Raw genomic sequence first — 24,428 nt, 5'->3', positions numbered from 1 at the left:
GTGCACCTGTCCTCCAAAGCTGCGGAGTTGTCATGTTGATCAAGATCCCCAAAGCATCCGACTGCCATGAGTCGGATGTCACGCCTGAAGCCATTTATCTCTCCCGTCGCCAATTGCTCGGCGCCACTGCTGCCGGTATTGCCGTGAGCAGCCTGCCGCGCTGGGCCAATGCCGCTGATACCCCTCGCTACTCTGATGTTGAATCCGGCAAGGCTCCGGCCTGGTTTGCCGAAAAGCTTCCTTCTACTCAATGGGGTGCGGTCAACGTCAAGGACGAGGCGATCACGCCTTATAAAGACGCCACGAACTACAACAACTTTTATGAATTCGGTACCGGCAAGGGCGATCCCGCGAGGAACGCTGGCGACCTGAAAACCGAACCCTGGAGCGTGGTGATTGACGGGGAGGTGGGTAAGCCGGGGCGTTATGCGCTGGAAGACTTCATGAAACCGTATCAACTGGAGGAACGTATTTATCGTCTGCGCTGCGTCGAGGCGTGGTCGATGGTCATTCCCTGGATCGGCTTTCCCATCTCGGCCTTGCTCAAGCAGGTCGAGCCGACTTCCAAGGCCAAGTACATCCGCTTCGAAACCCTGCAGGATCCCAAGAGCATGCCCGGCCAGCGTTCCGGTTTTGCCTTGATCGACTGGCCGTACGTCGAAGGTTTGCGTCTGGATGAGGCGATGAATCCTTTGGCGATCCTCGCGGTGGGCATGTATGGACGCGAACTGCCGAACCAGAACGGCGCGCCTTTGCGTCTGGTGGTGCCGTGGAAGTACGGCTTCAAAAGCGTGAAATCCATTGTGCGCATCAGTCTGGTCAGCGAGCAGCCGAAGACCACTTGGCAAAGCATTGCTGCCGATGAGTATGGCTTTTATGCGAACGTGAACCCTACGGTCGATCATCCGCGCTGGACCCAGGCGCGCGAGCGGCGCCTGCCGAACAGTCTGTTCAAACCGAATGTGCGCGATACCCAGATGTTCAACGGCTACTCGGATGAAGTCGCTTCTTTATATACAGGGCTCGATCTGCGGAAGAACTACTGATGCGTTATCCGTTCTGGCGAGTGGGCGTGTTCATTGCGGCAGCGATCTGGCCATTGCTGTGGTTCTATCAGGCGTTCGCCGATCTGCTCGGGCCTGATCCAGGCAAGGTGCTGGTTGATCGTCTCGGGCTTGGCACGCTGGTGTTGCTGTTGATTACGTTGAGCATGACGCCGTTGCAAAAGCTGAGCGGCTGGGCGGGGTGGATTGCAGTGCGCCGGCAGTTAGGGCTTTGGTGTTTTGCTTATGTAGCGCTACATCTGTTCAGCTATATGGCGTTTATCCTCGGGTTTGACTGGTCACAGTTGGGCGTTGAGCTACGTAAGCGGCCTTACATCATTGTCGGTGCACTCGGCTTTCTCGGATTGCTGATACTGGCAGTGACGTCGAATCGTTATAGTCAGCGTCGTTTGGGTGCTCGCTGGAAGAAGCTGCATCGCTTGGTTTACGTGATACTTGGGCTGGGTTTGCTGCATATGCTCTGGATCGTGCGGGCCGATCTAGAGGAGTGGGCGATTTATGCCTTTATAGGCGCTGTGCTCTTGCTGCTTCGTGTGCCGCCGGTGATGAGGCGAATCCCGCGTTTAATGGCTAAAAAGCAGAATCTGCAAGAAAAGCGAAATTAACGGTTGACGGCAGATTCCAGAGGTCTATAATTCGCCCACTTCCGGCGCAGTCGAAACGGAAAACTCCTTTAGATTCAAAGAGTTATGCGGTTTTCGACAGCGGCTTGCTTCAGGTCATCGAAGCCTGGAAGGAGTTGAAAGGGCAGTGATGTGTAGTTCTTTTAACGGTTCGATCTTCTCGGTCGAAAGCGGAAAAAAAGAGGTGTTGACAGCAGCGATTAACGCTGTAGAATTCGCCTCCCGCTAACGAGAGATCGGAAGCGCAAGTGGTTGAAGTTGTTGAAGAATTCTTCGAAAACTTCTGAAAATAATCACTTGACAGCAAATGAGGCTGCTGTAGAATGCGCGCCTCGGTTGAGACGAAAGATCTTAACCAAACGCTCTTTAACAACTGAATCAAGCAATTCGTGTGGGTGCTTGTGCAGTCAGACTGATAGTCAACAAGATTATCAGCATCACAAGTTACTCCGCGAGAAATCAAAGATGTAACCAACGATTGCTGAGCCAAGTTTAGGGTTTCTTAAAAACCCAAAGATGTTTGAACTGAAGAGTTTGATCATGGCTCAGATTGAACGCTGGCGGCAGGCCTAACACATGCAAGTCGAGCGGATGAGAGGAGCTTGCTCCTGGATTCAGCGGCGGACGGGTGAGTAATGCCTAGGAATCTGCCTGGTAGTGGGGGACAACGTTTCGAAAGGAACGCTAATACCGCATACGTCCTACGGGAGAAAGCAGGGGACCTTCGGGCCTTGCGCTATCAGATGAGCCTAGGTCGGATTAGCTAGTTGGTGAGGTAATGGCTCACCAAGGCGACGATCCGTAACTGGTCTGAGAGGATGATCAGTCACACTGGAACTGAGACACGGTCCAGACTCCTACGGGAGGCAGCAGTGGGGAATATTGGACAATGGGCGAAAGCCTGATCCAGCCATGCCGCGTGTGTGAAGAAGGTCTTCGGATTGTAAAGCACTTTAAGTTGGGAGGAAGGGTTGTAGATTAATACTCTGCAATTTTGACGTTACCGACAGAATAAGCACCGGCTAACTCTGTGCCAGCAGCCGCGGTAATACAGAGGGTGCAAGCGTTAATCGGAATTACTGGGCGTAAAGCGCGCGTAGGTGGTTTGTTAAGTTGGATGTGAAATCCCCGGGCTCAACCTGGGAACTGCATCCAAAACTGGCAAGCTAGAGTATGGTAGAGGGTGGTGGAATTTCCTGTGTAGCGGTGAAATGCGTAGATATAGGAAGGAACACCAGTGGCGAAGGCGACCACCTGGACTGATACTGACACTGAGGTGCGAAAGCGTGGGGAGCAAACAGGATTAGATACCCTGGTAGTCCACGCCGTAAACGATGTCAACTAGCCGTTGGGAGCCTTGAGCTCTTAGTGGCGCAGCTAACGCATTAAGTTGACCGCCTGGGGAGTACGGCCGCAAGGTTAAAACTCAAATGAATTGACGGGGGCCCGCACAAGCGGTGGAGCATGTGGTTTAATTCGAAGCAACGCGAAGAACCTTACCAGGCCTTGACATCCAATGAACTTTCCAGAGATGGATTGGTGCCTTCGGGAGCATTGAGACAGGTGCTGCATGGCTGTCGTCAGCTCGTGTCGTGAGATGTTGGGTTAAGTCCCGTAACGAGCGCAACCCTTGTCCTTAGTTACCAGCACGTAATGGTGGGCACTCTAAGGAGACTGCCGGTGACAAACCGGAGGAAGGTGGGGATGACGTCAAGTCATCATGGCCCTTACGGCCTGGGCTACACACGTGCTACAATGGTCGGTACAAAGGGTTGCCAAGCCGCGAGGTGGAGCTAATCCCATAAAACCGATCGTAGTCCGGATCGCAGTCTGCAACTCGACTGCGTGAAGTCGGAATCGCTAGTAATCGCGAATCAGAATGTCGCGGTGAATACGTTCCCGGGCCTTGTACACACCGCCCGTCACACCATGGGAGTGGGTTGCACCAGAAGTAGCTAGTCTAACCTTCGGGAGGACGGTTACCACGGTGTGATTCATGACTGGGGTGAAGTCGTAACAAGGTAGCCGTAGGGGAACCTGCGGCTGGATCACCTCCTTAATCGACGACATCAGCTGCTGCATGAGCTCCCACACGAATTGCTTGATTCATTGAAGAAGACGATAGAAGCAGCTTTAAGCTCCAAGCTGATAGCTCTGAGCTAACAGTTACAAGCTCGAAATTGGGTCTGTAGCTCAGTTGGTTAGAGCGCACCCCTGATAAGGGTGAGGTCGGCAGTTCGAATCTGCCCAGACCCACCAATTTTGTTATGGGGCCATAGCTCAGCTGGGAGAGCGCCTGCCTTGCACGCAGGAGGTCAGCGGTTCGATCCCGCTTGGCTCCACCATAAACTGCTTCGAAGTTTGAGAGTTTAGAAATGAATATTCGAGCTGAATATTGATTTCTAGTCTTTTGATTAGATCGTTCTTTAAAAATTTGGGTATGTGATAGAAAGATAGACTGAACGTTACTTTCACTGGTAACGGATCAGGCTAAGGTAAAATTTGTGAGTTCTCTTAATTGAGAAATTCGAATTTTCGGCGAATGTCGTCTTCACAGTATAACCAGATTGCTTGGGGTTATATGGTCAAGTGAAGAAGCGCATACGGTGGATGCCTTGGCAGTCAGAGGCGATGAAAGACGTGGTAGCCTGCGAAAAGCTTCGGGGAGTCGGCAAACAGACTTTGATCCGGAGATGTCTGAATGGGGGAACCCAGCCATCATAAGATGGTTATCTTGTACTGAATACATAGGTGCAAGAGGCGAACCAGGGGAACTGAAACATCTAAGTACCCTGAGGAAAAGAAATCAACCGAGATTCCCTTAGTAGTGGCGAGCGAACGGGGACTAGCCCTTAAGTGGCTTTGAGATTAGCGGAACGCTCTGGAAAGTGCGGCCATAGTGGGTGATAGCCCTGTACGCGAAAATCTCTTAGTCATGAAATCGAGTAGGACGGAGCACGAGAAACTTTGTCTGAATATGGGGGGACCATCCTCCAAGGCTAAATACTACTGACTGACCGATAGTGAACTAGTACCGTGAGGGAAAGGCGAAAAGAACCCCGGAGAGGGGAGTGAAATAGATCCTGAAACCGTATGCGTACAAGCAGTGGGAGCAGACTTTGTTCTGTGACTGCGTACCTTTTGTATAATGGGTCAGCGACTTATTTTCAGTGGCGAGCTTAACCGAATAGGGGAGGCGTAGCGAAAGCGAGTCTTAATAGGGCGTCTAGTCGCTGGGAATAGACCCGAAACCGGGCGATCTATCCATGGGCAGGTTGAAGGTTAGGTAACACTGACTGGAGGACCGAACCGACTACCGTTGAAAAGTTAGCGGATGACCTGTGGATCGGAGTGAAAGGCTAATCAAGCTCGGAGATAGCTGGTTCTCCTCGAAAGCTATTTAGGTAGCGCCTCATGTATCACTGTAGGGGGTAGAGCACTGTTTCGGCTAGGGGGTCATCCCGACTTACCAAACCGATGCAAACTCCGAATACCTACAAGTGCCGAGCATGGGAGACACACGGCGGGTGCTAACGTCCGTCGTGAAAAGGGAAACAACCCAGACCGTCAGCTAAGGTCCCAAAGTTATGGTTAAGTGGGAAACGATGTGGGAAGGCTTAGACAGCTAGGAGGTTGGCTTAGAAGCAGCCACCCTTTAAAGAAAGCGTAATAGCTCACTAGTCGAGTCGGCCTGCGCGGAAGATGTAACGGGGCTCAAACCATACACCGAAGCTACGGGTATCACCTTCGGGTGATGCGGTAGAGGAGCGTTCTGTAAGCCTGTGAAGGTGAGTTGAGAAGCTTGCTGGAGGTATCAGAAGTGCGAATGCTGACATGAGTAACGACAATGGGTGTGAAAAACACCCACGCCGAAAGACCAAGGTTTCCTGCGCAACGTTAATCGACGCAGGGTTAGTCGGTCCCTAAGGCGAGGCTGAAAAGCGTAGTCGATGGAAAACAGGTTAATATTCCTGTACTTCTGGTTATTGCGATGGAGGGACGGAGAAGGCTAGGCCAGCTTGGCGTTGGTTGTCCAAGTTTAAGGTGGTAGGCTGAGATCTTAGGTAAATCCGGGATCTTAAGGCCGAGAGCTGATGACGAGTTACCCTTTGGGTGACGAAGTGGTTGATGCCATGCTTCCAAGAAAAGCTTCTAAGCTTCAGGTAACCAGGAACCGTACCCCAAACCGACACAGGTGGTTGGGTAGAGAATACCAAGGCGCTTGAGAGAACTCGGGTGAAGGAACTAGGCAAAATGGCACCGTAACTTCGGGAGAAGGTGCGCCGGTGAGGGTGAAGGACTTGCTCCGTAAGCTCATGCCGGTCGAAGATACCAGGCCGCTGCGACTGTTTATTAAAAACACAGCACTCTGCAAACACGAAAGTGGACGTATAGGGTGTGACGCCTGCCCGGTGCCGGAAGGTTAATTGATGGGGTTAGCTAACGCGAAGCTCTTGATCGAAGCCCCGGTAAACGGCGGCCGTAACTATAACGGTCCTAAGGTAGCGAAATTCCTTGTCGGGTAAGTTCCGACCTGCACGAATGGCGTAACGATGGCGGCGCTGTCTCCACCCGAGACTCAGTGAAATTGAAATCGCTGTGAAGATGCAGTGTATCCGCGGCTAGACGGAAAGACCCCGTGAACCTTTACTATAGCTTTGCACTGGACTTTGAATTTGCTTGTGTAGGATAGGTGGGAGGCTTTGAAGCGTGGACGCCAGTTCGCGTGGAGCCATCCTTGAAATACCACCCTGGCAACTTTGAGGTTCTAACTCAGGTCCGTTATCCGGATCGAGGACAGTGTATGGTGGGTAGTTTGACTGGGGCGGTCTCCTCCTAAAGAGTAACGGAGGAGTACGAAGGTGCGCTCAGACCGGTCGGAAATCGGTCGTAGAGTATAAAGGCAAAAGCGCGCTTGACTGCGAGACAGACACGTCGAGCAGGTACGAAAGTAGGTCTTAGTGATCCGGTGGTTCTGTATGGAAGGGCCATCGCTCAACGGATAAAAGGTACTCCGGGGATAACAGGCTGATACCGCCCAAGAGTTCATATCGACGGCGGTGTTTGGCACCTCGATGTCGGCTCATCACATCCTGGGGCTGAAGCCGGTCCCAAGGGTATGGCTGTTCGCCATTTAAAGTGGTACGCGAGCTGGGTTTAGAACGTCGTGAGACAGTTCGGTCCCTATCTGCCGTGGACGTTTGAGATTTGAGAGGGGCTGCTCCTAGTACGAGAGGACCGGAGTGGACGAACCTCTGGTGTTCCGGTTGTCACGCCAGTGGCATTGCCGGGTAGCTATGTTCGGGAAAGATAACCGCTGAAAGCATCTAAGCGGGAAACTTGCCTCAAGATGAGATCTCACTGGAACCTTGAGTTCCCTGAAGGGCCGTCGAAGACTACGACGTTGATAGGTTGGGTGTGTAAGCGCTGTGAGGCGTTGAGCTAACCAATACTAATTGCCCGTGAGGCTTGACCATATAACACCCAAGCAATTTGCTGACCTGAAAAGGCACCAGATTGCGGTGTGTGAAGACGAAACGAACCGAAAGTTCGAAACGCACAAACACCTAGCTGTCACATACCCAATTTGCTGAAGCGAGGCCATCCGGTCCCGAGTCAGTACCCGAATTTCTTGACGACCATAGAGCGTTGGAACCACCTGATCCCATCCCGAACTCAGCAGTGAAACGATGCATCGCCGATGGTAGTGTGGGGTTTCCCCATGTGAGAGTAGGTCATCGTCAAGATTAAATTCCGAAACCCCAATTGCGAAAGCAGTTGGGGTTTTGTTTTGCCTGCGAGAAAGTTTCAGCGCTATGGCGAACAAAATTGCACAGTTATTTTCGAAGCAGAACACTAGAATAGCCCCATCTTTATCGGAGCCAGAGCCTGTATGTCAGAATCGGTTGACGCCCCCGGGCTGTCAGATTTACCGCTGGAAGACTTGATAGCCTGCCACGAGTGCGACCTGCTGATGCGCAAGCCGACACTTGCCCATGGTGAGAAAGCACTCTGCCCGCGTTGTGGTTATGAGTTGTACGCCCATCGCCATAACGTGGTGCAGCGCAGCCTCGCCCTGGTGATTGCCGCGTTATTACTTTACGTGCCGGCAAACTTTTTACCCATCATGCAACTCAATATCCTCGGGCAATCCTCGCAGGATACGGTCTGGAGTGGCGTAGTCGGCCTGTTCAGCACCGACATGCAAGGTGTGTCGATCGTCGTCTTCCTTTGCAGCATGGCCATACCGTTACTCAAGTTGTTGTGCCAGCTGTTTGTGTTACTGACGATTCGTTTCGATGTCGGCCGAAGCTACGGTTTGCTGCTCTATCGTATTTACCACCACCTTAGGGACTGGGGCATGCTCGAGGTCTACCTCATGGGCGTCCTCGTCGCGATCGTGAAGCTGGCGGATATGGCAGCAATCACCGTCGGCCTCGGACTGGCATGTTTCATTGGCTTGTTATTGGTGCAAGTCTGGCTGGAGGTGGTGATGTCACCGCATCAGATCTGGCAGGCATTATCAGGAGAGGATGCCCATGCGGGCGATTGATGCGGGCATTCTGGTGTGCACCGAATGCCACGAACTGAACAAGCAGGAAGCTGACGTCGATGAGCAGAGCTGTACCCGCTGCGGCGCGCAGGTTCACGCTCGCCGCCCCAACAGCCTGACCCGCACCTGGGCGCTGTTGATCACGGCAGCCATTATCTATGTTCCGGCGAATGTCTTGCCGATCATGACGGTCAGTTCTCTGGGCCAGGGTGAACCGAGCACTATCATGTCTGGGGTGATTGAACTGGTTCAGCACGGCATGATCCCGATCGCCACCGTGGTGTTCATCGCCAGCATTCTGGTGCCCACGTTCAAACTGGTCGGCATCGCATTGTTGCTGTTTTCCGTGCAGCGCCGGCAGCCATTGTCGGCCCGTCAGCGCATCTGGATGTATCGATTCATCGAGTTCATCGGCCGCTGGTCGATGCTCGATATTTTTGTGATCGCCATTCTCGTGGCGGTCGTCAACTTCGGCCGGATAGCCAGTGTCGAAGCCAATCTGGGCGCCGTCGCCTTCGCCTCTGTGGTGATTCTGACGATGCTCGCCGCAGTTACTTTCGATCCCCGACTGATTTGGGATAACACGGAGTCGGACGACGACCATGACTGATTTGCCTGTAGCGAAAACCCGACCGGCTTCGAACTGGTCGGCCATTTGGGTGCTGCCTCTGATCGCGCTGATCATCGGCGGCTGGCTCGGCTGGCGTGCTTATTCCGAGACCGGTATCGAGATTCAGGTGCGCTTTGAAAGCGGCGAAGGCATCCAGGCCAACAAGACTGAAGTGGTCTACAAAGGCATGCCGGTCGGCAAGGTCAAGACGCTCAAGCTCGACGATGAGGGCAACTCGAAAGGGGTGATCGCCACCATCGAAATGAACAAGGACGTTGAGCAGTACCTGAAGACCAGCACGCGGTTCTGGCTGGTCAAACCGAGCGTGACCCTGGCCGGTATCACTGGTCTGGAGACATTGGTCTCGGGTAACTATGTCGCCATCAGTCCCGGTGAAGGCGAGCCGGTTCGCAAGTTTAAGGCTTTGGCCGAAGAGCCGCCGCTGTCCGACGCCAAGCCCGGTCTGCACCTGACCATCAAGGCCGATCGCCTCGGCTCGTTGAATCGCGGCAGCCCGGTGTTCTACAAACAGATCAAGGTCGGTCAGGTCAAAAGCTACGTGCTGTCCGAGGATCAGAGCACCGTTGAACTTAAGGTGTTCATTGAGCCGACCTACGCCAAACTGGTGCGCAAACATACTCGTTTCTGGAACGCCAGCGGCATCAGCATCGACGCTAACCTTTCCGGCGTGAAAGTGCGCAGCGAATCCCTGGCCAGCATCGTCGCCGGTGGTATCGCGTTCGCGACGCCGGAGAATCGCAAGGACAGTCCGGCGACCGATCCGAGCCTGCCATTCCGTCTCTATGAAGACTTCGACGCTGCCGCTGCCGGCATTCGCGTGAAGGTCAAACTCAGCGATTTCGAGGGCCTGCAAGCCGGTCGCACGCCGGTGATGTACAAAGGCATTCAGGTCGGCAACCTGAAAGCGCTAAAGGTCGATCCGGACCTGAACAGCGCCACAGCCGAGCTGACTCTGGATCCGTTGGCCGAAGACTATCTGGTTGAGGGCACGCAGTTCTGGGTGGTCAAACCGTCGATATCCCTTGCCGGTATTACCGGCCTGGAAGCGCTGGTGAAAGGTAACTACATCGCCGTGCGTCCGGGCGACAAAGGCGCTGCGCCGAAACGCGAATTCGAGGCGCGACCGAAAGCACCACCGCTGGACCTGCGTTCGCCAGGCCTGCATCTGGTGTTGTTTACCGATTCGCTGGGCTCGATCGATGTCGGCAGTCCGATTCTGTACAAGCAGGTCAAGGTCGGTTCGGTGCAGAGCTACCAGTTCTCCCGAACCAAGAAGCAGCTGGTCATCGGCGTGCACATCGAGAAGGAATACGAAAACCTGGTCAACGCCTCGACGCGCTTCTGGAACGTCAGCGGCATTACCCTCACGGGTGGCTTGACCGGCGGCATTCAGGTCAAGAGTGAATCTTTGCAAACGCTGATGGCCGGCGGTATCGCGTTCGAAACGCCGCAAGCCAATGCGCCGTTGAAGAAACGTATCCCGCGCTTCCGTCTGTTCGCCGATCACGATGAGGCGAACAAGAAAGGTGCGGTCATTACCATCAAAGTCGATCGCGCCGACGGTTTGAGCAGCGGTACGCCAGTGCGTTTCAAGGGGCTGGACGTAGGCAAGATTGAAAGCGTCGATCTGACCGATGACATGCAGTCGGTAATCCTCACCGCACGCATCACCGAAGTGCCGGAGAAGATTGCGCGAGTCGGCAGTCAATTCTGGGTGGTCAAGCCGGAACTGGGTCTGATCAAGACGCAGAATCTGGAAACGCTGGTCACGGGCAAATACATCGAAGTCCAGCCGGCGGCGAAGAATCTCGGTCCGCAGAAGAACTTCGTTGCCTTGGCCGAAGCGCCGGAAGTCACCAAGCAGGAAGCGGGTCTGAGTCTGGTGTTGAGCGCCGCACGTCGCGGTTCCTTGAAGCCCGGCGTACCAGTGACTTACCGTGAGATCACCGTCGGAAAGGTGACCGGTTATGAATTGGGCCAGACAGCTGACCGTGTGTTGGTCCACATCCTGATCGAGCCGAAGTACGCGCCTCTGGTGCGCAGCGGCAGCCGTTTCTGGAATACCAGCGGCGTGGGCTTCGATTACGGCTTGTTCAAAGGCGTGACGGTGCGCACCGAATCGCTGGAGACGCTGATTCAGGGTGGCATTGCCTTCGCCACACCGGATGGCGAGCGCATGGGCAATCCGGCGCGGGCCGAGCAGACGTTCCCGTTGTTCGACAAGTTCGAGGATGAATGGCTGACCTGGGCGCCGAAGATTCAGCTGGGTAAGTAGTGGCGCCTATTGAATAGCCTTCGCGAGCAGGCTCGCTCCCACAGGGGAACGCATTCCAATTGTGGGAGCGAGCCTGCTCGCGAAGGGGCCAGCCACATCAACACAAAATCCAGACCATAAAAAAGGGCCGCGATCCCAGCAGATCGCGGCCCTTTTTGCCTTCAGCTAAAGCCGATCAAACCGCATCCAGCTCCGGCTCATCCGCCTGCACATTCAGCGTGGCCTTGACCACATCATGGCGGCGGATGTACTTCCAGTCCGCTTCATCGATGTAGATCCCGGCCGGGCCGCTGCCGCCTTCCAGGTCGATTGCGACACTGGCGCAGACCTGCGGCTTCACACTCGCCAGAATCGGCACGAAGCCTAGTTGCAGACTGGTTTCCAGCAGCGCCGCTTGGTTCTTCTCGTCGATGTCCGCCGCCTCGTCGAGGTAGTACGGCAAACGCACGCGGCCGGCCAGATCGCGATCCATCAAGTGCAGCAACAAGTACATGTTGGTCAGCGCCTTGATGGTCATGGTCGTACCGTTGGAGGCCGCGCCGTCGATGTCGGTGTGGATCACCGGTTGGCCGTTGACCTTGGTGATCTCGAAAGCCAGTTCGAACAAGTCCTTGAGGCCGAGCTGGTTGTGGTTCGCTGCCACCAGCCGCGCCAGATATTCCTTGGCCTCTTCGTTCTTGTTGTCCTGCTCGGCGCTCTGGCTGAGGTCGAACACCGACAGGGTTTCGCCTTCTTCGTACTGCCCGGCGCTGTGGATGATCTGGTCGATGTGCTTGAGTGCTTCCTTATTTGGCGCGAGGACGATGCGGAAGCTCTGCAGGTTGGAAACCTGCCGCTTGTTGATCTCGCGGTTGAACAGCGCCAGTTGATGCTCGAGGCTGTCGTAATCGCTGCGGATGTTGCGCAGAGTGCGGGCGATGTCGGTGACCGCCGCGCGCCGCGCCTTGCCGAGGGTCAGGGCTTCATCGGTGCGGTGCGCGTAAGCGTTGATCAGCAGCGATAGACGCCGCTCCATATCATCTTCGCTGTCGAACTTGGCCACACCTTTCAGACGCACCTGCGCATACAGCGCTTCGATCTGGCCATCGGCACGCAGGAGGCCCTGCCAGCTGTCCTGATAATCGTTGAGCAGCGGCAGCAGGTTGTCCATCGAATCATCGACCGGATCCATGAACGGCGTGCCGAACGGCAGATCCGCTGGCAGCAACTGACGACGACGTAGCGCGTCGTCGAGCGTGCGTTGCTTGGCCTCCATATCGGCGATCTGCCGGCCGACCAGTTGCAGCTTGGCCGACAGTTGCTGGACGCGCTCGGTGAACGCATCGCTGGAGCGCTTGAGTTCGTCCTGCGCGGCTTCCATCTGCGCCAGTTGCTCGAGCTTGTCACTTTCTTCGGCGCTCAGGGTCTGGGTGCGACGGAAATCTTCCAGCGCCTTCTGCGCGTCCAGCACCTGCTGGTACAGCGCTTCGGTCTGGGTCTTGCTCGCGGCGCGGTCGGCGGCCACGGCCTGCTGGGTTTTCAGTTGCTTGAGCTCTTTTTCCAGACGCTCTTTCTGATCGCGCAACGCGGCGCGGTCAGCCAGAGCCTGCAAGGCCGGCGGCTCAATGTGCGAGATGTCGATCGACAGGCCCGGCACTTCGAAGCGCTCGCCCTTGAAGCCATCAAGAATCAGCTCCACGGATTTCACCCACTCACCGTTCTCGTCGAGGGTGATGCCGTGTTCGCCCAGCGGCAGGCTGAACAGCGCGCTGTTGAACAGACGCATCAGGCGCTCGACGTCCTGTTGCGAGAACTCTTCGCGCAGGCGGGCATAGCTGTTGTTATCAGCGTGATCGAGTTGTTGCTTCACCGACTTCAGGCGTTTTTCCAGATCGCGCAGACGCTCTTCGAGATCTTCGGCGCTGAACTGACGCGACTGCGCCAAGGCACCGGCCAGTTCGTCGTGTGCATCCTTGGCGGCGAGCAATTGTTGCTCGAGCACTTTGACGTCATCGACCAGGGCAAAGCGGTTCTTCAGCACCGACAGCTCGCCGAGCCAGCGCTGGATGCCGGAAATTTCCCGCTCCAGACGCATCAGTTCCTGAGTACCACCGCGTTGATCGTTCTGCAGATCGTCCTGCTCGCGACGGTAGTGCTCGGCCTGGATGGTCAGCTCTTCCTTGCGCGCCGTGGCGTAGTCCGACCAGGTGCCGAGCAAGGAATCGAGCAGCGGCGACAGGCGATGCAGTTTGCCGCGCAGCACATCGCGCTGTTTCACGCCGTTGGCCAGCGCTTCAACCAACGGGCCGGCAGCGACCAGCGAGTTGTAGTCCTGCTCCATGCGCCGCACATCGCGGAAGGCTTCTTCGCACGCGGCGATGTAATCGACGCTGCCCGAACGCAGGCTGTGTTCGAAGGCATCGAGGAACAGTTGCTTGAGCTTGGCCGCGGTGATTTCGCGCATGTGCAGCAGGTTGATGAACAACGCGCGGAAGGTCTTCAGGCTTTGCTCGCTGGTGGAGCGCAGCGGGATCAGGGTCAGGTCGAGCGGGATTGACGTGTGGCCGCCAACCAGCAAGCGGCGCAGTTCATCCGGCTTGAGTTCGTAGGCTTTCAGGCCTTCTTTTTCGAGATTGCTGAACAGTTCTTTCTGGCGCAGGCAGGTGTCGTTTTTCTGGTAATGCGCCAGGTCGAGCTTGCCGGCGTAGGCGAAGAACTGGTGCCCGAAACCGCCGCCCGGGCCGCGACCGACCACGCCGATCACGTGGGGGCCGTGGGGCAGGTTGACTTCAACGAGGATGTAACTGGTGTCGGAGGCGAAGTAGAAGCGCCGCGATTGTTCGAGGCTGTACTTGCCGAAACTCATGTCCGACATGCGCGCCAGAATCGGGAACTGCAAGGCGTTGATCGACGCTGATTTACCGAGGTTGTTCGCGCCGTAAACCGACAACGGTTCTTCCAGCGGGAACAGACCGAGGCTGTAACCGGCGGTGTTCAAAAGGGCAAAGCGGCGGATGCCGTAGCGTTCCTGGCTCATGCATCGGACTCCTGTTCTTCGGCAATGGCGCGGGCCAGTGCGTCTTCTTCGCTTTCTTCTTCAAATTCGGAAAGATCGAGCGGATCGTCGGTTTCGAGGAATTTCGCTTCGGCTTCTTCGTCGATCAGCACCGGCGCCGGCAGCGGCAGAACGCTGTGGACGCTGGCTGCCAGGTCGCGGTCCTGCTGTACCGACAGGCACACGTCGAGGAAACGGTGCATCGGCGGCAGGAAGCGGTAGACACCGTTTTCTTCGCCGGCAAAACCGAGCTGGGTCATGCGGCGCATGATTTTTTCTTCGAGTTCTTCAACAGTCTGCACTTCGGCCTGAATGAACAGGTCGCGGTACTTGTCCAGCAGCGACGGCAATTCTTCGCGGCCGAGGCTGCCGCCGTCGAGCACGGCAATCGGGTCGCGGCCCTGATCGGCCAGGTGCTCGACGAGGATGAAGGTGAACAGCGCCAGACGCTGGGCGGTCTTGTTCACCGCTGCGGCGGCCATGTCCGGCACGAAATAGTAGAAGCCACGGGTGTCGCAGACCAGTTCAAAGCCCAGCGCCTTGAACAGCGTGCGGTACTGATCCTGGAAGTTTGACAGTTGTGCGTACAGCTCAGGATCACGGCGGCTGACGTGGTAACCCTTGAACAACTCGCGGAAGATCGGCGCCAGTTGCGACAGTTCGGAAAGATCAAGATGCATTTGGGATGCTCGCAGAATCCTCGGCGGCATTGTCGCTGGCCGAGAGCAGGGCGAAGGAGCGCAGGCTGACCTGATGCTCGTGAGTGTGGTATTCGCGGCGTTCCAGACGCTCGCGCTTGAAGCGTTTTTCCCGCGACAGGCGCGAGAACCAGTAAAGCAATTCGTCGGTGGCGCCGTCCGGTTCCTGCTCCAGCAGCCAGGTCATCAGATCCGGCATCGGCAGGGACTCTTCGCAACGATCGACCATCTCGCGCACGGTGCGGGGGGCACGTGGAGCGTCGCCAGTCTTCTGGGTTTTGTGCGCCTTGGGGAAGCGCGCCGGTTTCGGCTCGAAACGCGCCAGCGCGTAGACGTAGGCTTCGACCTGACTGGCGCTGCCGAGGAAGGTGCTTTGCGGGCGGGTGAACAGTGGCATCGCTGCTTGCGGCACGGCGTCGATGCCCTTACGCCGGATCGCCGCCAGCGCCAGTGCGGCGCCACGGGTCACGGCGTTGTGCCGACGCGCTTCTTCACGCAACGGCAGCAGCAGTTCGCGGGCATGACGCAGGGTCAGTTGCGCGCTGGTCTGCATTTCGAGGATGCGCGCGTGGGTGCGCAGGAGCATGTCGTCATCGACCAGATGGCCGAGGCGCTGCTGTTCGCTGAGCATCTTCAGCAGCACGGTTTCGACCTTGCGCACGCCTTGTTCGAAGGCGCCGTCGGCGTTGACCAGATCAATCATCGGCTCGACGTATTCGTCCCACGTCGCCAGGACCTCGGCGTAACGCTGACGCAGCGGAATCTGCCGGTCGCTGGTCTTCGCCCGTTCGGCGACTGCCACCAGGGCCTGTTCATCGTTGTCGAGTTTCTTCAGTACGTCGCGCACGCGCATGTCGAGCAAACGCAACTGGCGCGCCAGATCGTTGCCGTCACGGACGTCGAAAGCGTCCTGTATATAACCGGCCAGACGCTCAAGGTGACGCAGGTAGGCTTCGATTTCCAGGCACAGACCGAGGCGGTGTTCGCGGCGCAGGTAGGCGAGGAAGTCGTGGATCTGCGCGTTGAGCTCGAAACGGTTCGGGCTTTTCGCCACCGGAACCAGAATATCGAGGCGAATCCACACGTCGAGCAGGCTGGTGATGTCCTGTGGCGTGCTGTCGAGTTGTTGGGCGGCCAGTTGCGTGCGCAGTTCGTTGAGGCTCAGGGTGCCTTGGTCGAAGTGCTCGCACAGTGGCTCCAGAAGTGCCCAGTGTTCAGCGAGGGCGCGCAAGACGCGCTTGGGTTCGATCATCGGAATGGCCGGCTGGTTGGCGATTAAAAGCGGCGATTGTACTGCATCACAGGCGCGGCGATTCACTCTCGGGACGGGCTGTCGCATTCTTTGGCCAAAGGGCAGCGGCGCAGCGCAGCGCGGGGTATCGATCAACAGCGAGCGATCTTGTGCGAAGGGCGGTAGAATCAGCGCACTTTCCGTTATCCACAAGTGGCCGACCTTTGCTTATCGAGTCCCGCCGCCGCGCCTATTTGAACGCCATGCAGGTGGTCAACTGGCTGCCGCGCACCGAACTGCCTTTCGCCGCACCGTCGCGGCCCGAGCTGCTGGAGATGCCCGAGCCTGAGCTTGAGGTACCGGTTGTTCCGGCGCCTCAGGCCGAAGCACCGGCGCAGCCTGCCGCGCGTCAGGCCGAGCGACCGAAAATCGAGGTGCCGCGTCCGTCGCTGGCCAGTACCCGCAACGGCGCCAAACCGGTGGAAGAGATCGACGAGACGCCGGTGGTGGTCAAGCCTGCGCCAGTGCCGCCGCCGCGTTTTGCCCTGCAACTGCTGCGCGCCGGGCGCTGCCTGCTGCTGGTCGAGTTACCCACAGGCGAAGCGTTTCAGAGTCGCGATCCGGCCTACCTGCTGCTCAAGGACATGCTGCGCGCCGCCGGTCTGCCGGATGCGCCGCAGATCGTCGGCGAACCGGTGCGCTGGCCGTGGCTCAATCGCGGTACGCTGGATCAGGGGCCGGAAGCGGCGCGCGACTTCGTGCAGGGTTTCCTCTCGGTGCAGATGGAAGCGGCGCCCTGCGCCTGTCTGTGGCTGATCGGCCTGCCGGCGCTGAAGTTTGCCGGGGAAGCGGACGCCGAAGCGTTCAATAGTGAATTGCAGATCGAAGATCTGGGCCTGGCCTGGGCGATTCCCGGTCTGGAACTGTTAATGGAAGAGCCACAGCGCAAGGCCGCTGTGTGGCAAGCCATGCGTCGGCTGATGGCGCGCTGGAAACAATCCGATGAGTGAGGCTGTAACCTTTCGCCCGATGACCGAGGCGGATCTGGACGCTGTGTTGAAGATCGAATACGCCGCGTACAGCCATCCGTGGACCCGGGGGATTTTTCTCGATGGCCTGGGCAAATACCAGATCTGGCTGATGTTCGAAGGCCAGCAACAGGTTGGCCATGGCGTGGTGCAGATCATTCTTGATGAGGCGCACCTGCTCAATATCACGGTCAAACCGGAAAATCAGGGGCGGGGGTTGGGCCTGACGTTGCTCGAGCATCTGATGTCGCGAGCGTACGCGGCTGAGGCTCGCGAGTGTTTTCTCGAAGTGCGCGACAGCAATACTGCTGCTCTCAAGTTGTATGAGCGGTATGGCTTCAACGAGATCGGCCGGCGTCGCGATTATTATCCGGCGGTGGGTGGGCGTGAAGATGCGGTGGTGATGGCCTGTACCTTGGTGGATTAGGCTCTGTAGGAGCTGCCGAAGGCTGCGATCTTATGATCCTGGTTTTGTAAGATCCAAAGCAAAATCAAAAGATCGCAGCCTTCGGCAGCTCCTACAGGGGGCGAATTTCAAGTTAGCGGATCAGCGCTTGCCATCCAGCGGATCCAGGTCCGCCAGTTCCGCCTCATCCAGCCCGTCGCCGCCGCCGATGTCGTTTTCACTGACCTCGCTCAAATCCCAATCCGCCGGATTGCCCTCGCCGAGTTCATCGGCATCGCGCGCGCCGTCCTCGCGAATCAACGTTTCCGGGCTCAGGTCGTCGTCGGTCGGCTGATGATCATCCACCGAAGCCCCGGTCATACCCGCCTCACGCACTCGCTCAGCCGGCATCAATTTTTCGCGTTCACGCTCGGGCAGCTCATCTCCGATTTTCGCGCTGGGCTCTTCGTCGTCGAAATCCAGCTCGTGCACCGAGCCCATGCGGTCTTCGTTATCGTCGATGGGTTCCGGTTGCACCGCATCATAAGGGCGTCGTGAATCAGTCATGGCAATTCCTCATACTGTGGGCCTTACTGAGTGGACTCACCGGGCGCGCGAGAATTCCAACGAAAACACTTTGCGCTGGCGGCGTGACTTCGACGGGTGGTCGTCTATCAAACCTGCGCATCTTTCTTGAGGCCTTATCCATGCACGATCTACAAGACCTGATTGATAACAACGAGCGTTGGGCTGACGCGATCACCAAGGAAGACCCGGACTTCTTCGCCAAACTGGCGCGCCAGCAGACCCCGGAATATCTATGGATCGGCTGCTCCGACGCACGCGTACCGGCCAACGAAATCGTCGGCATGTTGCCGGGCGATCTGTTCGTACACCGCAACGTCGCCAACGTCGTGCTGCACACCGACCTCAACTGCCTCTCGGTGATCCAGTACGCGGTGGATGTGCTCAAGGTCAAACACATCCTCGTCACCGGCCACTACGGCTGCGGCGGCGTGCGCGCGTCGATGCAGGATCGCCAGTTCGGCCTGATCGACGGCTGGCTGCGGTCGATTCGCGATCTTTATTACGAAAAGCGCGAAGAGCTGGCCAAGCTGGCGACCGAAGAAGAGCAGGTCGATCGCATGTGCGAACTCAACGTGATCCAGCAAGTGGCCAACGTCGCGCATACCAGCATCATCCAGAACGCTTGGCATCGCGGACAGCCGCTGTCGATCCACGGCTGCATCTACGGGATCAAGGACGGCCGCTGGAAAAGTCTCAATACCACCATCAGTGGTTTCGAACAGTTGCCGCCGCAATACCGTTTGCGTCCGGTCGGCGCGCCGTAACCGCGGCGTTCAGTTACGGCCTGGATGCCGCCAGCGCTGTAAAAAGCGCTGGCCTTCAGGCGTGGGTGGTTCGTCGTAACCGGTGATCCAGCCACGGCAGCGCGACGAGCCGCAATCGCAGGCGAACTGGCGTAGCAGTTTGTCTTCGGTCGATGCGTAATCAATGCTCAGATGTTCGCCGCTATGGATATCTTTCAAGGCCCACAGCCACAACTCGCTCATGTCGAGAAATACATTCGGATCGCAGGCGTGTTCCAGCACACCGCAAAAGCGCGGATCGTAAACGTGGATGCCGGTTTGCAACTGACGGGTCTGTCGACAGCGATAGGGCAGCAATTGCCCGGAAATCCGGCACATTCGGCTAATGCGCAGAAACTCGCGGCGCGCGACCACCGCCGTGGCCATGCCACGTTCGTCGTGGATAATCTGAAAGTCCTGGCAGGATGGGAAGCCCAGTCGCACCGGAAGTCCGGCGAACGGATAGATGCCTTCTGTATCGCGTGGAAGGTGCCGGCCCATGGCTTGATTGTTCATAACGATCCTTGTTGTTGAGTGTTGCCTCCGGGTTGTGCCCATGCCCCGCCAGGCGAGGCATGATTGGATCCAAGCGTCGCGCAATTGAAGGTAGCGGTCTACTGTCAAACCTGACAGGCGCGATCACCGCTGGCCCGCGTCAGCATTGGCTGACACGGGGGACTCCAGTAGCGATTACAGAGTTGGTGCGGGCACGGCGGCCGCAGGCAGTGGCGCTTTCAGCTGTTGCAGCTGTGTCTTGATGCGTGGCGTGGCGCACTTGGCAGCCGCTTGTTCAGCGCTGAGGTTGCGGATCGAGGTATAGAACAACTCGCAGGTTTTGACCTTTTGCGTCACCTGCCATGTTTGCGTGCAACTGTTCAGCGTGGCCTGCGCATCGCTGCCCGGTTTGCTGCCCATTGCCGCCTGCCAGCAGGCAGCACTCAAATCCTGGCCCATGACTTTCAAGCCCGCCGCGTCTGCCTTCGCCTGGGCATCGTCGCCGGTATAGCTTTTCGGATCGGCGGCGTACCAGATATAGCTCGGATGATTCGAGCCGAGCACCGGCACATTCACTCCTTCGGCCGGACTGATGCTCGCCAGCCCCAGCACCCCCAAGGTCGGCCCGTATTGTTCCTTGATCCAGTTGCGCACCGGCGCCCCGAACGCAACCATCGGCAGCGTCGCGCCGCTGGCGGTCTGGCTGAACTGCTTGACCAGCGTGGTCTGGTAATCCTTGAAGTAGTCGTAGACATCCTCCAGATCCCCGCCGGCATTGGACGGCGCGGCGATCGGCGCGATGTCGATGATGGTCTGGTAAGCCGGCGTCTGCCCGGCGGGGATGCCGTTATCGGTCAGCAACGTCGCCCAGCGATCGGTGGTGTTCGAGCGCAGATAGTCCTGCGCCTGGGTCAGCGAGTAGTCAGGCGGGAAGTGCAGCAACTCGACGCTCTTGCGATTTTCCAGGGCCATGCCCAGCGGCAGGAACAGATACCAGCTGTAGGCCCACTTGCCATCGGCATTCAGCTTGCTGGCGCCGGCATAAGCCAGGTCGCCGGCGTCGAGCAACGCCGACAGCGGCTTGTCATAGCCGTCCGGCACTCCGGTGATCTCGGCGTAGAGCTGATCGTTGTCGGTTTTCACCAGCACCTTGGCATCGGCGTAACCGTCGCGCTGGACGCTCTGGCTCAGGTAGTGAGCAACGGTCTGCTCCAGCGTCCAGTTGCGAAAGCAGATCACGCTGCAATTGTTGGGGTAGGCGAAGAGGCGGGTGACGCGCTCGGTGCTGCCCAGTTTTACGTCGACATCGGCGTGGACGGCGGCGCTTAGCGTCAGTGCAACGAGGGTAAGTCCTGCGAGTTTGAACATGCTCAGATCCTTTTCAGCGTGGGTTCCCCTCGATTTGGGGGCGCTTCATAGTGGATCAGTGGTGTTTGACAGAAAAGCGGTTGAGTGTGGATTCTTGCCTGAATGCGGTATTACCCAAGCAGCGCACATATTGTTACGGCTGTGCCAACAAGCACGCTGCCTGGTGCGCGTCCGCACTGCTAGACTGCAGCGACATCGAATTTTCCAAGGGTGAGTCATGAAGCCTTCTACTGCTCTCGACATGCAAAGGTCCGCCGTCCGCGAAGTGATCGGGCGCTTTCGCGTGGCCAACCCGCGTGTATTTGGTTCAGCATTGCTGGGGACGGATCTGGACGGTAGCGATCTCGATCTGCTGGTTGACCCGCTGCCCGGCACGACGCTTTTTGATCTGGGCGGACTTCAGGTTGAGCTTGAAGACCTGCTGGGTGTTGCGGTCGAGGTGCTGACCCCCGGCGACCTGCCAGTGAAATTTCGTCAGCAGGTGCTTGATCAGGCGCGACCCGTCTAAAGCAGCGATCAAACCAAGTTTTGAGAGCACCTGCCCTTGAGCAGGTGCGTTTTTATCGACTTACGGCATCACCGGCGACGTATACGCCAATGTCGTCCCCAGCGCCCACAACAACAGCAGCACCAGCGGCGTGTGCACCAGCAGTTGCACGAACGAGAAGCCTATCAAGTCCCGCGCCTTCAACCCGAGCACGCCCAGCAGCGGCAGCATATAGAACGGATTGATCAGGTTCGGCAGGGCTTCGGCGGCGTTGTAGATCTGCACTGCCCAGCCGAGGTGGTATTGCAGGTCATTGGCGACTTGCATCACGTAGGGCGCTTCGATGATCCATTTACCGCCGCCGGACGGGATGAAGAAACCGAGAATCGCCGAATACACGCCCATCAGCAGCGCATAGGTGTCGTGGGAGGCGATGCTGACAAAGAAAGTCGAGATGTGATGCGCGAGGGTTTGCGCGTCGGCGCCTTTGACCGTGGTCATCAGCGCGGCGATCGAGCCGTACAGCGGAAACTGGATCAACACGCCAGTGGTGGTCGGCACCGCACGGGCCACCGCATCGAGGAAGCTGCGCGGGCGCCAGTGCAGCAGCGCGCCGAGCATGATGAACAGGAAGTTATAGGTGTTCAGGCCGGAAATCGCAGTGATCGCCGGTTTGGTCGAAAACTCGTGGAATAGCCAGCCCGCCGCCAGAAGCACCAGCACAATGATCAGCAACGGGCTGTGTTCCAGCCATTCACCGGGGCGAGTGCGCGGTTGCAGCGGCGGCAGGTTGAACGCCGGGTCGATGCCGCAGGCCTTGGCGTCGCGTGCCGAGTTCGGCCCGGGCGCGGTGGCGTAGGCGATGATGATCGAGATCACGATCAGCGCCAGCAGCATGACCCCGGATTGCCAGAGAAAAATGGTTTCGGTGAACGGGATTACGCCAGTGATCGACAGGATCGACGGCGGCAGGCTGCCCGGGTTGGCCTGCAACTGTGCGGCCGACGATGACAAGCCCAGCGCCCACACCGCGCCGAGGCCCAGGTAAGCAGCGGCACCGGCGGCGCGGTAATCCATCTTCAGATCGGTGCGGCGGGCGAGGGCGCGTACCAGCAGCCCGCCAAATACCAGCGACAGACCCCAATTGAGCAGGGAGGCGACCATCGAGATCAACGCCACCCAAGCCACGGCGGAGCGGCCGTTTTTCGGGATGCGTGCCAGTTTGTCGATCAGTTTGACTGCGGGCGGAGAGCTGGCGACGACGTAGCCGCCGATCACCACGAAGGCCATCTGCATGGTGAACGGGATCAGGCTCCAGAAGCCGTCGCCGAAGGCCATCGCTGCAGCGGTGGGTTTGGCGCCCATGGCCAGAGTGGCCAGCGCAACGATGATCACGGCCAACGCGGCGAATACCCAGGAATCGGGAAACCAGCGTTCGGCAAAACTGGAACAGCGCAGGGCAAAGCGCGCGGAGCGGCTATCTTCGATATCAACGGCCACAGGAAGTACCTCGGATTTTTTATGGTTATTTTGATCCGTGGGAGCAGTCGCCCGGCTCGACAGCCACAGAGAACCCTGTGGGAGCGAGCCTGCTCGCGAAGACGTCGGCACATTCAGCATCAGGTTGTCTGAACTGACGCTTTCGCGAGCAGGCTCGCTCCCACATGGGCGGCTGGTCGGTGTTGGCGTGGTCCCTTGGACAGGCGCTAACAGTAAATCAAGCGCCGCCCTTTTGTTGAGCAGGTTTTCGCAAACCGAGACTATGGTCTGACGGGTTGTCGATCCGTGCTTTTGCGTAGACCATGGGCGCCTTGGTTTTTGCCGATGCCTGAGTTCTTTGTCATGACTGCCAATTCTCCAGCCCGACCGGCGCCGTTCAGCCGTGCCGACTACAAGACCCTCGGCCTTGCTGCGCTTGGCGGGGCGCTGGAAATCTACGATTTCATCATCTTCGTATTCTTCGCGCTGACCCTGAGTCAGTTGTTCTTCCCCCCGGAAATGCCCGAGTGGCTGCGTTTGCTGCAAAGCTTCGGCATCTTCGTCACCGGTTATCTGGCGCGGCCGTTGGGCGGGATTCTGATGGCGCATTTCGCCGACCGTCTGGGCCGCAAAAAGGTGTTCAGCCTGAGCATCCTGATGATGGCCCTGCCGTGCCTGCTGATCGGGATCATGCCGACCTACGCACAGATCGGCTATTTCGCGCCCTTGCTGTTGCTGGCGCTGCGCATCCTGCAAGGCGCAGCGGTGGGGGGGGAGGTGCCGAGTGCCTGGGTGTTCGTCGCCGAGCATGCGCCTGTCGGCCATCGTGGTTACGCCTTGGGATTTCTGCAGGCCGGCCTGACCTTCGGTTACTTGATCGGCGCACTCACGGCGACCTTCCTGGCGCAGGTTTTCACGCCTGCCGAAATTCTCGATTACGCCTGGCGCTATCCGTTTCTGCTCGGCGGCGTGTTCGGCGTGGTGGGCGTTTATCTGCGCCGCTGGCTCAGCGAAACCCCGGTGTTCATGGCCATGGAAGCGCAGCGCGAGGCGCGGGTCGAGCTGCCGCTGCGCACGGTGCTGCGTGAACATCGTCTGGCCATGCTGCCGGCCATGTTGCTCACCTGTGTGCTGACCTCGGCGGTGGTGGTGTTCGTGGTCATCACCCCGACGATGATGCAGAAAACCTTCGGCATGGCCGCCAGCCACACCTTCGGCCTCAGTGCCTTGGGCATCGTTTTTCTGAATATCGGCTGCGTGATCGCCGGACTGCTGGTCGATCGCATCGGCGCCTGGCGCACGGTCATGCTCTACAGCCTGTTGCTGCCGCTGGGGATTGGCGTGCTGTATGGCTGTCTGATCATCGGCGGCCGTTGGATCGGCATGGCCTATGCGGTCGCCGGCCTGGCTTGTGGGGTAGTGGGCGCGGTGCCTTCGGTGATGGTCGGGTTGTTTCCGGCGCGGATTCGCGTGTCGGGCATTTCTTTCACCTACAACATTGCCTACGCCGCCTGGGCAAGTATCACGCCGCTGTTGCTGATTGGTCTGATGCCGTGGAGCCCATGGATCTGCGTGATCTTCTGTGCAGTGATGGGCGCGGTGGGGGGTGTGACGGCGGCGTATTTCGGTGCGCGCATGCCACGTACCGGACCGTGTCAGGCGGCCGGCGCTGCCTGATCCGCAAGCGCCGGATTATTTTCGACTGAC

General features: G+C 58.0%; 17 protein-coding genes, 2 tRNA genes and 3 rRNA genes. 15 read left to right on the top strand and 7 right to left on the bottom strand.

The annotated features are described in order from the left end of the window. Positions 1–32 precede the first annotated feature (32 nt). The 10 genes from msrP to AB9L16_RS21680 all read left to right on the top strand — a co-directional run bounded on the left by msrP (position 33) and on the right by AB9L16_RS21680 (position 11,146). Entirely contained in the window at positions 33–1,046 is a 1,014-nt protein-coding gene (msrP, locus tag AB9L16_RS21725) for a protein-methionine-sulfoxide reductase catalytic subunit MsrP (protein WP_056790377.1), read from the top strand. Beyond that, entirely contained in the window at positions 1,046–1,669 is a 624-nt protein-coding gene (msrQ, locus tag AB9L16_RS21720; RefSeq protein WP_095181813.1) for a protein-methionine-sulfoxide reductase heme-binding subunit MsrQ, read from the top strand. Before msrP ends, msrQ begins: the two co-directional genes overlap by 1 nt. A gap of 540 nt (positions 1,670–2,209) precedes the next feature. Next, positions 2,210–3,746, top strand: a 16S ribosomal RNA gene (locus AB9L16_RS21715). Positions 3,747–3,869: 123 nt separating this feature from the next. Further along, a tRNA-Ile gene (locus tag AB9L16_RS21710) sits at positions 3,870–3,946 on the top strand. Positions 3,947–3,956: 10 nt separating this feature from the next. After that, positions 3,957–4,032 (top strand) — tRNA-Ala (locus AB9L16_RS21705). Positions 4,033–4,270: 238 nt separating this feature from the next. After that, a 23S ribosomal RNA gene (locus AB9L16_RS21700) occupies positions 4,271–7,164 on the top strand. 154 nt (positions 7,165–7,318) lie between these two features. Continuing rightward, a 5S ribosomal RNA gene (gene rrf / locus AB9L16_RS21695) occupies positions 7,319–7,434 on the top strand. The 16S, 23S and 5S rRNA genes sit together here with 2 tRNA genes alongside, the layout of an rRNA operon. A 146-nt stretch (positions 7,435–7,580) precedes the next feature. Continuing rightward, positions 7,581–8,240: a paraquat-inducible protein A gene (locus AB9L16_RS21690; protein ID WP_056790348.1), complete on the top strand. Its 660-nt coding sequence runs from the start codon at positions 7,581–7,583 to the stop codon at positions 8,238–8,240. Further along, complete coding sequence (locus AB9L16_RS21685) at positions 8,227–8,850, top strand: paraquat-inducible protein A (RefSeq protein ID WP_056790346.1); 624 nt, start codon at positions 8,227–8,229, stop codon at positions 8,848–8,850. The genes AB9L16_RS21690 and AB9L16_RS21685 overlap by 14 nt, the downstream gene beginning before the upstream one ends. Beyond that, complete coding sequence (locus AB9L16_RS21680; RefSeq protein ID WP_375122693.1) at positions 8,843–11,146, top strand: intermembrane transport protein PqiB; 2,304 nt, start codon at positions 8,843–8,845, stop codon at positions 11,144–11,146. The genes AB9L16_RS21685 and AB9L16_RS21680 overlap by 8 nt, the downstream gene beginning before the upstream one ends. A 175-nt stretch (positions 11,147–11,321) precedes the next feature. On the opposite strand, the gene mksF is transcribed toward AB9L16_RS21680, so the two are convergent. The 3 genes from mksF to mksB are packed head-to-tail and all read right to left on the bottom strand — an operon-like array spanning position 11,322 to position 16,130. After that, on the bottom strand, positions 11,322–14,162 hold the full coding sequence (gene mksF, locus AB9L16_RS21675) for an Mks condensin complex protein MksF (RefSeq protein WP_041480021.1): 2,841 nt from the start codon (positions 14,160–14,162) through the stop codon (positions 11,322–11,324). Further along, positions 14,159–14,860 (bottom strand): Mks condensin complex protein MksE, encoded by a 702-nt coding sequence (mksE, locus tag AB9L16_RS21670; RefSeq protein ID WP_016773189.1) that lies wholly within the window; start codon positions 14,858–14,860, stop codon positions 14,159–14,161. The genes mksF and mksE overlap by 4 nt, the downstream gene beginning before the upstream one ends. Further along, a complete protein-coding gene (mksB, locus tag AB9L16_RS21665; protein ID WP_252884839.1) occupies positions 14,850–16,130 on the bottom strand; it encodes an Mks condensin complex protein MksB in 1,281 nt (426 codons plus the stop codon). Before mksB ends, mksE begins: the two co-directional genes overlap by 11 nt. Before the next feature lie 242 nt (positions 16,131–16,372). Between mksB and AB9L16_RS21660 the strand changes: the two genes are divergently transcribed. Next, entirely contained in the window at positions 16,373–17,119 is a 747-nt protein-coding gene (locus AB9L16_RS21660; RefSeq protein WP_375123781.1) for an energy transducer TonB, read from the top strand. Next, positions 17,112–17,564, top strand: a complete 453-nt coding sequence (gene rimI / locus AB9L16_RS21655) for a ribosomal protein S18-alanine N-acetyltransferase (protein ID WP_375122692.1) — start codon at positions 17,112–17,114, stop codon at positions 17,562–17,564. The genes AB9L16_RS21660 and rimI overlap by 8 nt, the downstream gene beginning before the upstream one ends. Before the next feature lie 120 nt (positions 17,565–17,684). On the opposite strand, the gene AB9L16_RS21650 is transcribed toward rimI, so the two are convergent. After that, the gene (locus AB9L16_RS21650; protein WP_315435707.1) at positions 17,685–18,089 is read right to left on the bottom strand and encodes a serine kinase/phosphatase; all 405 of its coding nucleotides are present in this window, start codon (positions 18,087–18,089) and stop codon (positions 17,685–17,687) included. Positions 18,090–18,229: 140 nt separating this feature from the next. On the opposite strand from AB9L16_RS21650, the gene can reads away from it, so the two are divergent. Continuing rightward, positions 18,230–18,874: a carbonate dehydratase gene (can, locus tag AB9L16_RS21645; RefSeq protein WP_039761245.1), complete on the top strand. Its 645-nt coding sequence runs from the start codon at positions 18,230–18,232 to the stop codon at positions 18,872–18,874. A gap of 9 nt (positions 18,875–18,883) precedes the next feature. Here the strand turns inward: can and AB9L16_RS21640 are convergent, their stop codons facing one another. Then, positions 18,884–19,408, bottom strand: a complete 525-nt coding sequence (locus tag AB9L16_RS21640; RefSeq protein WP_375122689.1) for a lysine methyltransferase — start codon at positions 19,406–19,408, stop codon at positions 18,884–18,886. A gap of 174 nt (positions 19,409–19,582) precedes the next feature. Next, positions 19,583–20,755 carry a hypothetical protein gene (locus tag AB9L16_RS21635; protein WP_252886802.1) on the bottom strand — a complete coding sequence of 391 codons (1,173 nt, stop codon included), beginning with the start codon at positions 20,753–20,755 and terminating at the stop codon, positions 19,583–19,585. Positions 20,756–20,972: 217 nt separating this feature from the next. Here AB9L16_RS21635 and AB9L16_RS21630 point away from each other — a divergent pair, with 217 nt between their 5' ends. Then, positions 20,973–21,263, top strand: a complete 291-nt coding sequence (locus AB9L16_RS21630; protein ID WP_042609686.1) for a nucleotidyltransferase family protein — start codon at positions 20,973–20,975, stop codon at positions 21,261–21,263. Positions 21,264–21,323: 60 nt separating this feature from the next. Here AB9L16_RS21630 and AB9L16_RS21625 read toward each other — a convergent pair whose 3' ends face one another. Next, positions 21,324–22,742, bottom strand: coding sequence for a short-chain fatty acid transporter (locus AB9L16_RS21625; protein WP_375122688.1), 1,419 nt, complete (start codon positions 22,740–22,742; stop codon positions 21,324–21,326). Positions 22,743–23,084: 342 nt separating this feature from the next. Here AB9L16_RS21625 and AB9L16_RS21620 point away from each other — a divergent pair, with 342 nt between their 5' ends. Then, complete coding sequence (locus tag AB9L16_RS21620) at positions 23,085–24,398, top strand: MFS transporter (protein WP_375122687.1); 1,314 nt, start codon at positions 23,085–23,087, stop codon at positions 24,396–24,398. The last annotated feature ends 30 nt before the right edge of the window (positions 24,399–24,428 follow it).

The organism is Pseudomonas sp. LW8 (assembly GCF_041956865.1).
GTDB lineage: Bacteria > Pseudomonadota > Gammaproteobacteria > Pseudomonadales > Pseudomonadaceae > Aquipseudomonas > Aquipseudomonas siliginis.
This window is presented reverse-complemented; position numbering and strand designations above follow the sequence as displayed.

What these genes read in the sequence shown, in the direction of transcription:
- msrP (WP_056790377.1), top strand. Translation starts at nt 33, where the DNA reads ATGTTGATCAAGATCCCCAAAGCATCCGACTGCCATGAGTCGGATGTC.
- msrQ (WP_095181813.1), top strand. Translation starts at nt 1,046, where the DNA reads ATGCGTTATCCGTTCTGGCGAGTGGGCGTGTTCATTGCGGCAGCGATC.
- AB9L16_RS21690 (WP_056790348.1), top strand. Translation starts at nt 7,581, where the DNA reads ATGTCAGAATCGGTTGACGCCCCCGGGCTGTCAGATTTACCGCTGGAA.
- AB9L16_RS21685 (WP_056790346.1), top strand. Translation starts at nt 8,227, where the DNA reads ATGCGGGCGATTGATGCGGGCATTCTGGTGTGCACCGAATGCCACGAA.
- AB9L16_RS21680 (WP_375122693.1), top strand. Translation starts at nt 8,843, where the DNA reads ATGACTGATTTGCCTGTAGCGAAAACCCGACCGGCTTCGAACTGGTCG.
- mksF (WP_041480021.1), bottom strand. Translation starts at nt 14,162, where the DNA reads ATGAGCCAGGAACGCTACGGCATCCGCCGCTTTGCCCTTTTGAACACC.
- mksE (WP_016773189.1), bottom strand. Translation starts at nt 14,860, where the DNA reads ATGCATCTTGATCTTTCCGAACTGTCGCAACTGGCGCCGATCTTCCGC.
- mksB (WP_252884839.1), bottom strand. Translation starts at nt 16,130, where the DNA reads ATGATCGAACCCAAGCGCGTCTTGCGCGCCCTCGCTGAACACTGGGCA.
- AB9L16_RS21660 (WP_375123781.1), top strand. Translation starts at nt 16,373, where the DNA reads ATGCAGGTGGTCAACTGGCTGCCGCGCACCGAACTGCCTTTCGCCGCA.
- rimI (WP_375122692.1), top strand. Translation starts at nt 17,112, where the DNA reads ATGAGTGAGGCTGTAACCTTTCGCCCGATGACCGAGGCGGATCTGGAC.
- AB9L16_RS21650 (WP_315435707.1), bottom strand. Translation starts at nt 18,089, where the DNA reads ATGACTGATTCACGACGCCCTTATGATGCGGTGCAACCGGAACCCATC.
- can (WP_039761245.1), top strand. Translation starts at nt 18,230, where the DNA reads ATGCACGATCTACAAGACCTGATTGATAACAACGAGCGTTGGGCTGAC.
- AB9L16_RS21640 (WP_375122689.1), bottom strand. Translation starts at nt 19,408, where the DNA reads ATGAACAATCAAGCCATGGGCCGGCACCTTCCACGCGATACAGAAGGC.
- AB9L16_RS21635 (WP_252886802.1), bottom strand. Translation starts at nt 20,755, where the DNA reads ATGTTCAAACTCGCAGGACTTACCCTCGTTGCACTGACGCTAAGCGCC.
- AB9L16_RS21630 (WP_042609686.1), top strand. Translation starts at nt 20,973, where the DNA reads ATGAAGCCTTCTACTGCTCTCGACATGCAAAGGTCCGCCGTCCGCGAA.
- AB9L16_RS21620 (WP_375122687.1), top strand. Translation starts at nt 23,085, where the DNA reads ATGACTGCCAATTCTCCAGCCCGACCGGCGCCGTTCAGCCGTGCCGAC.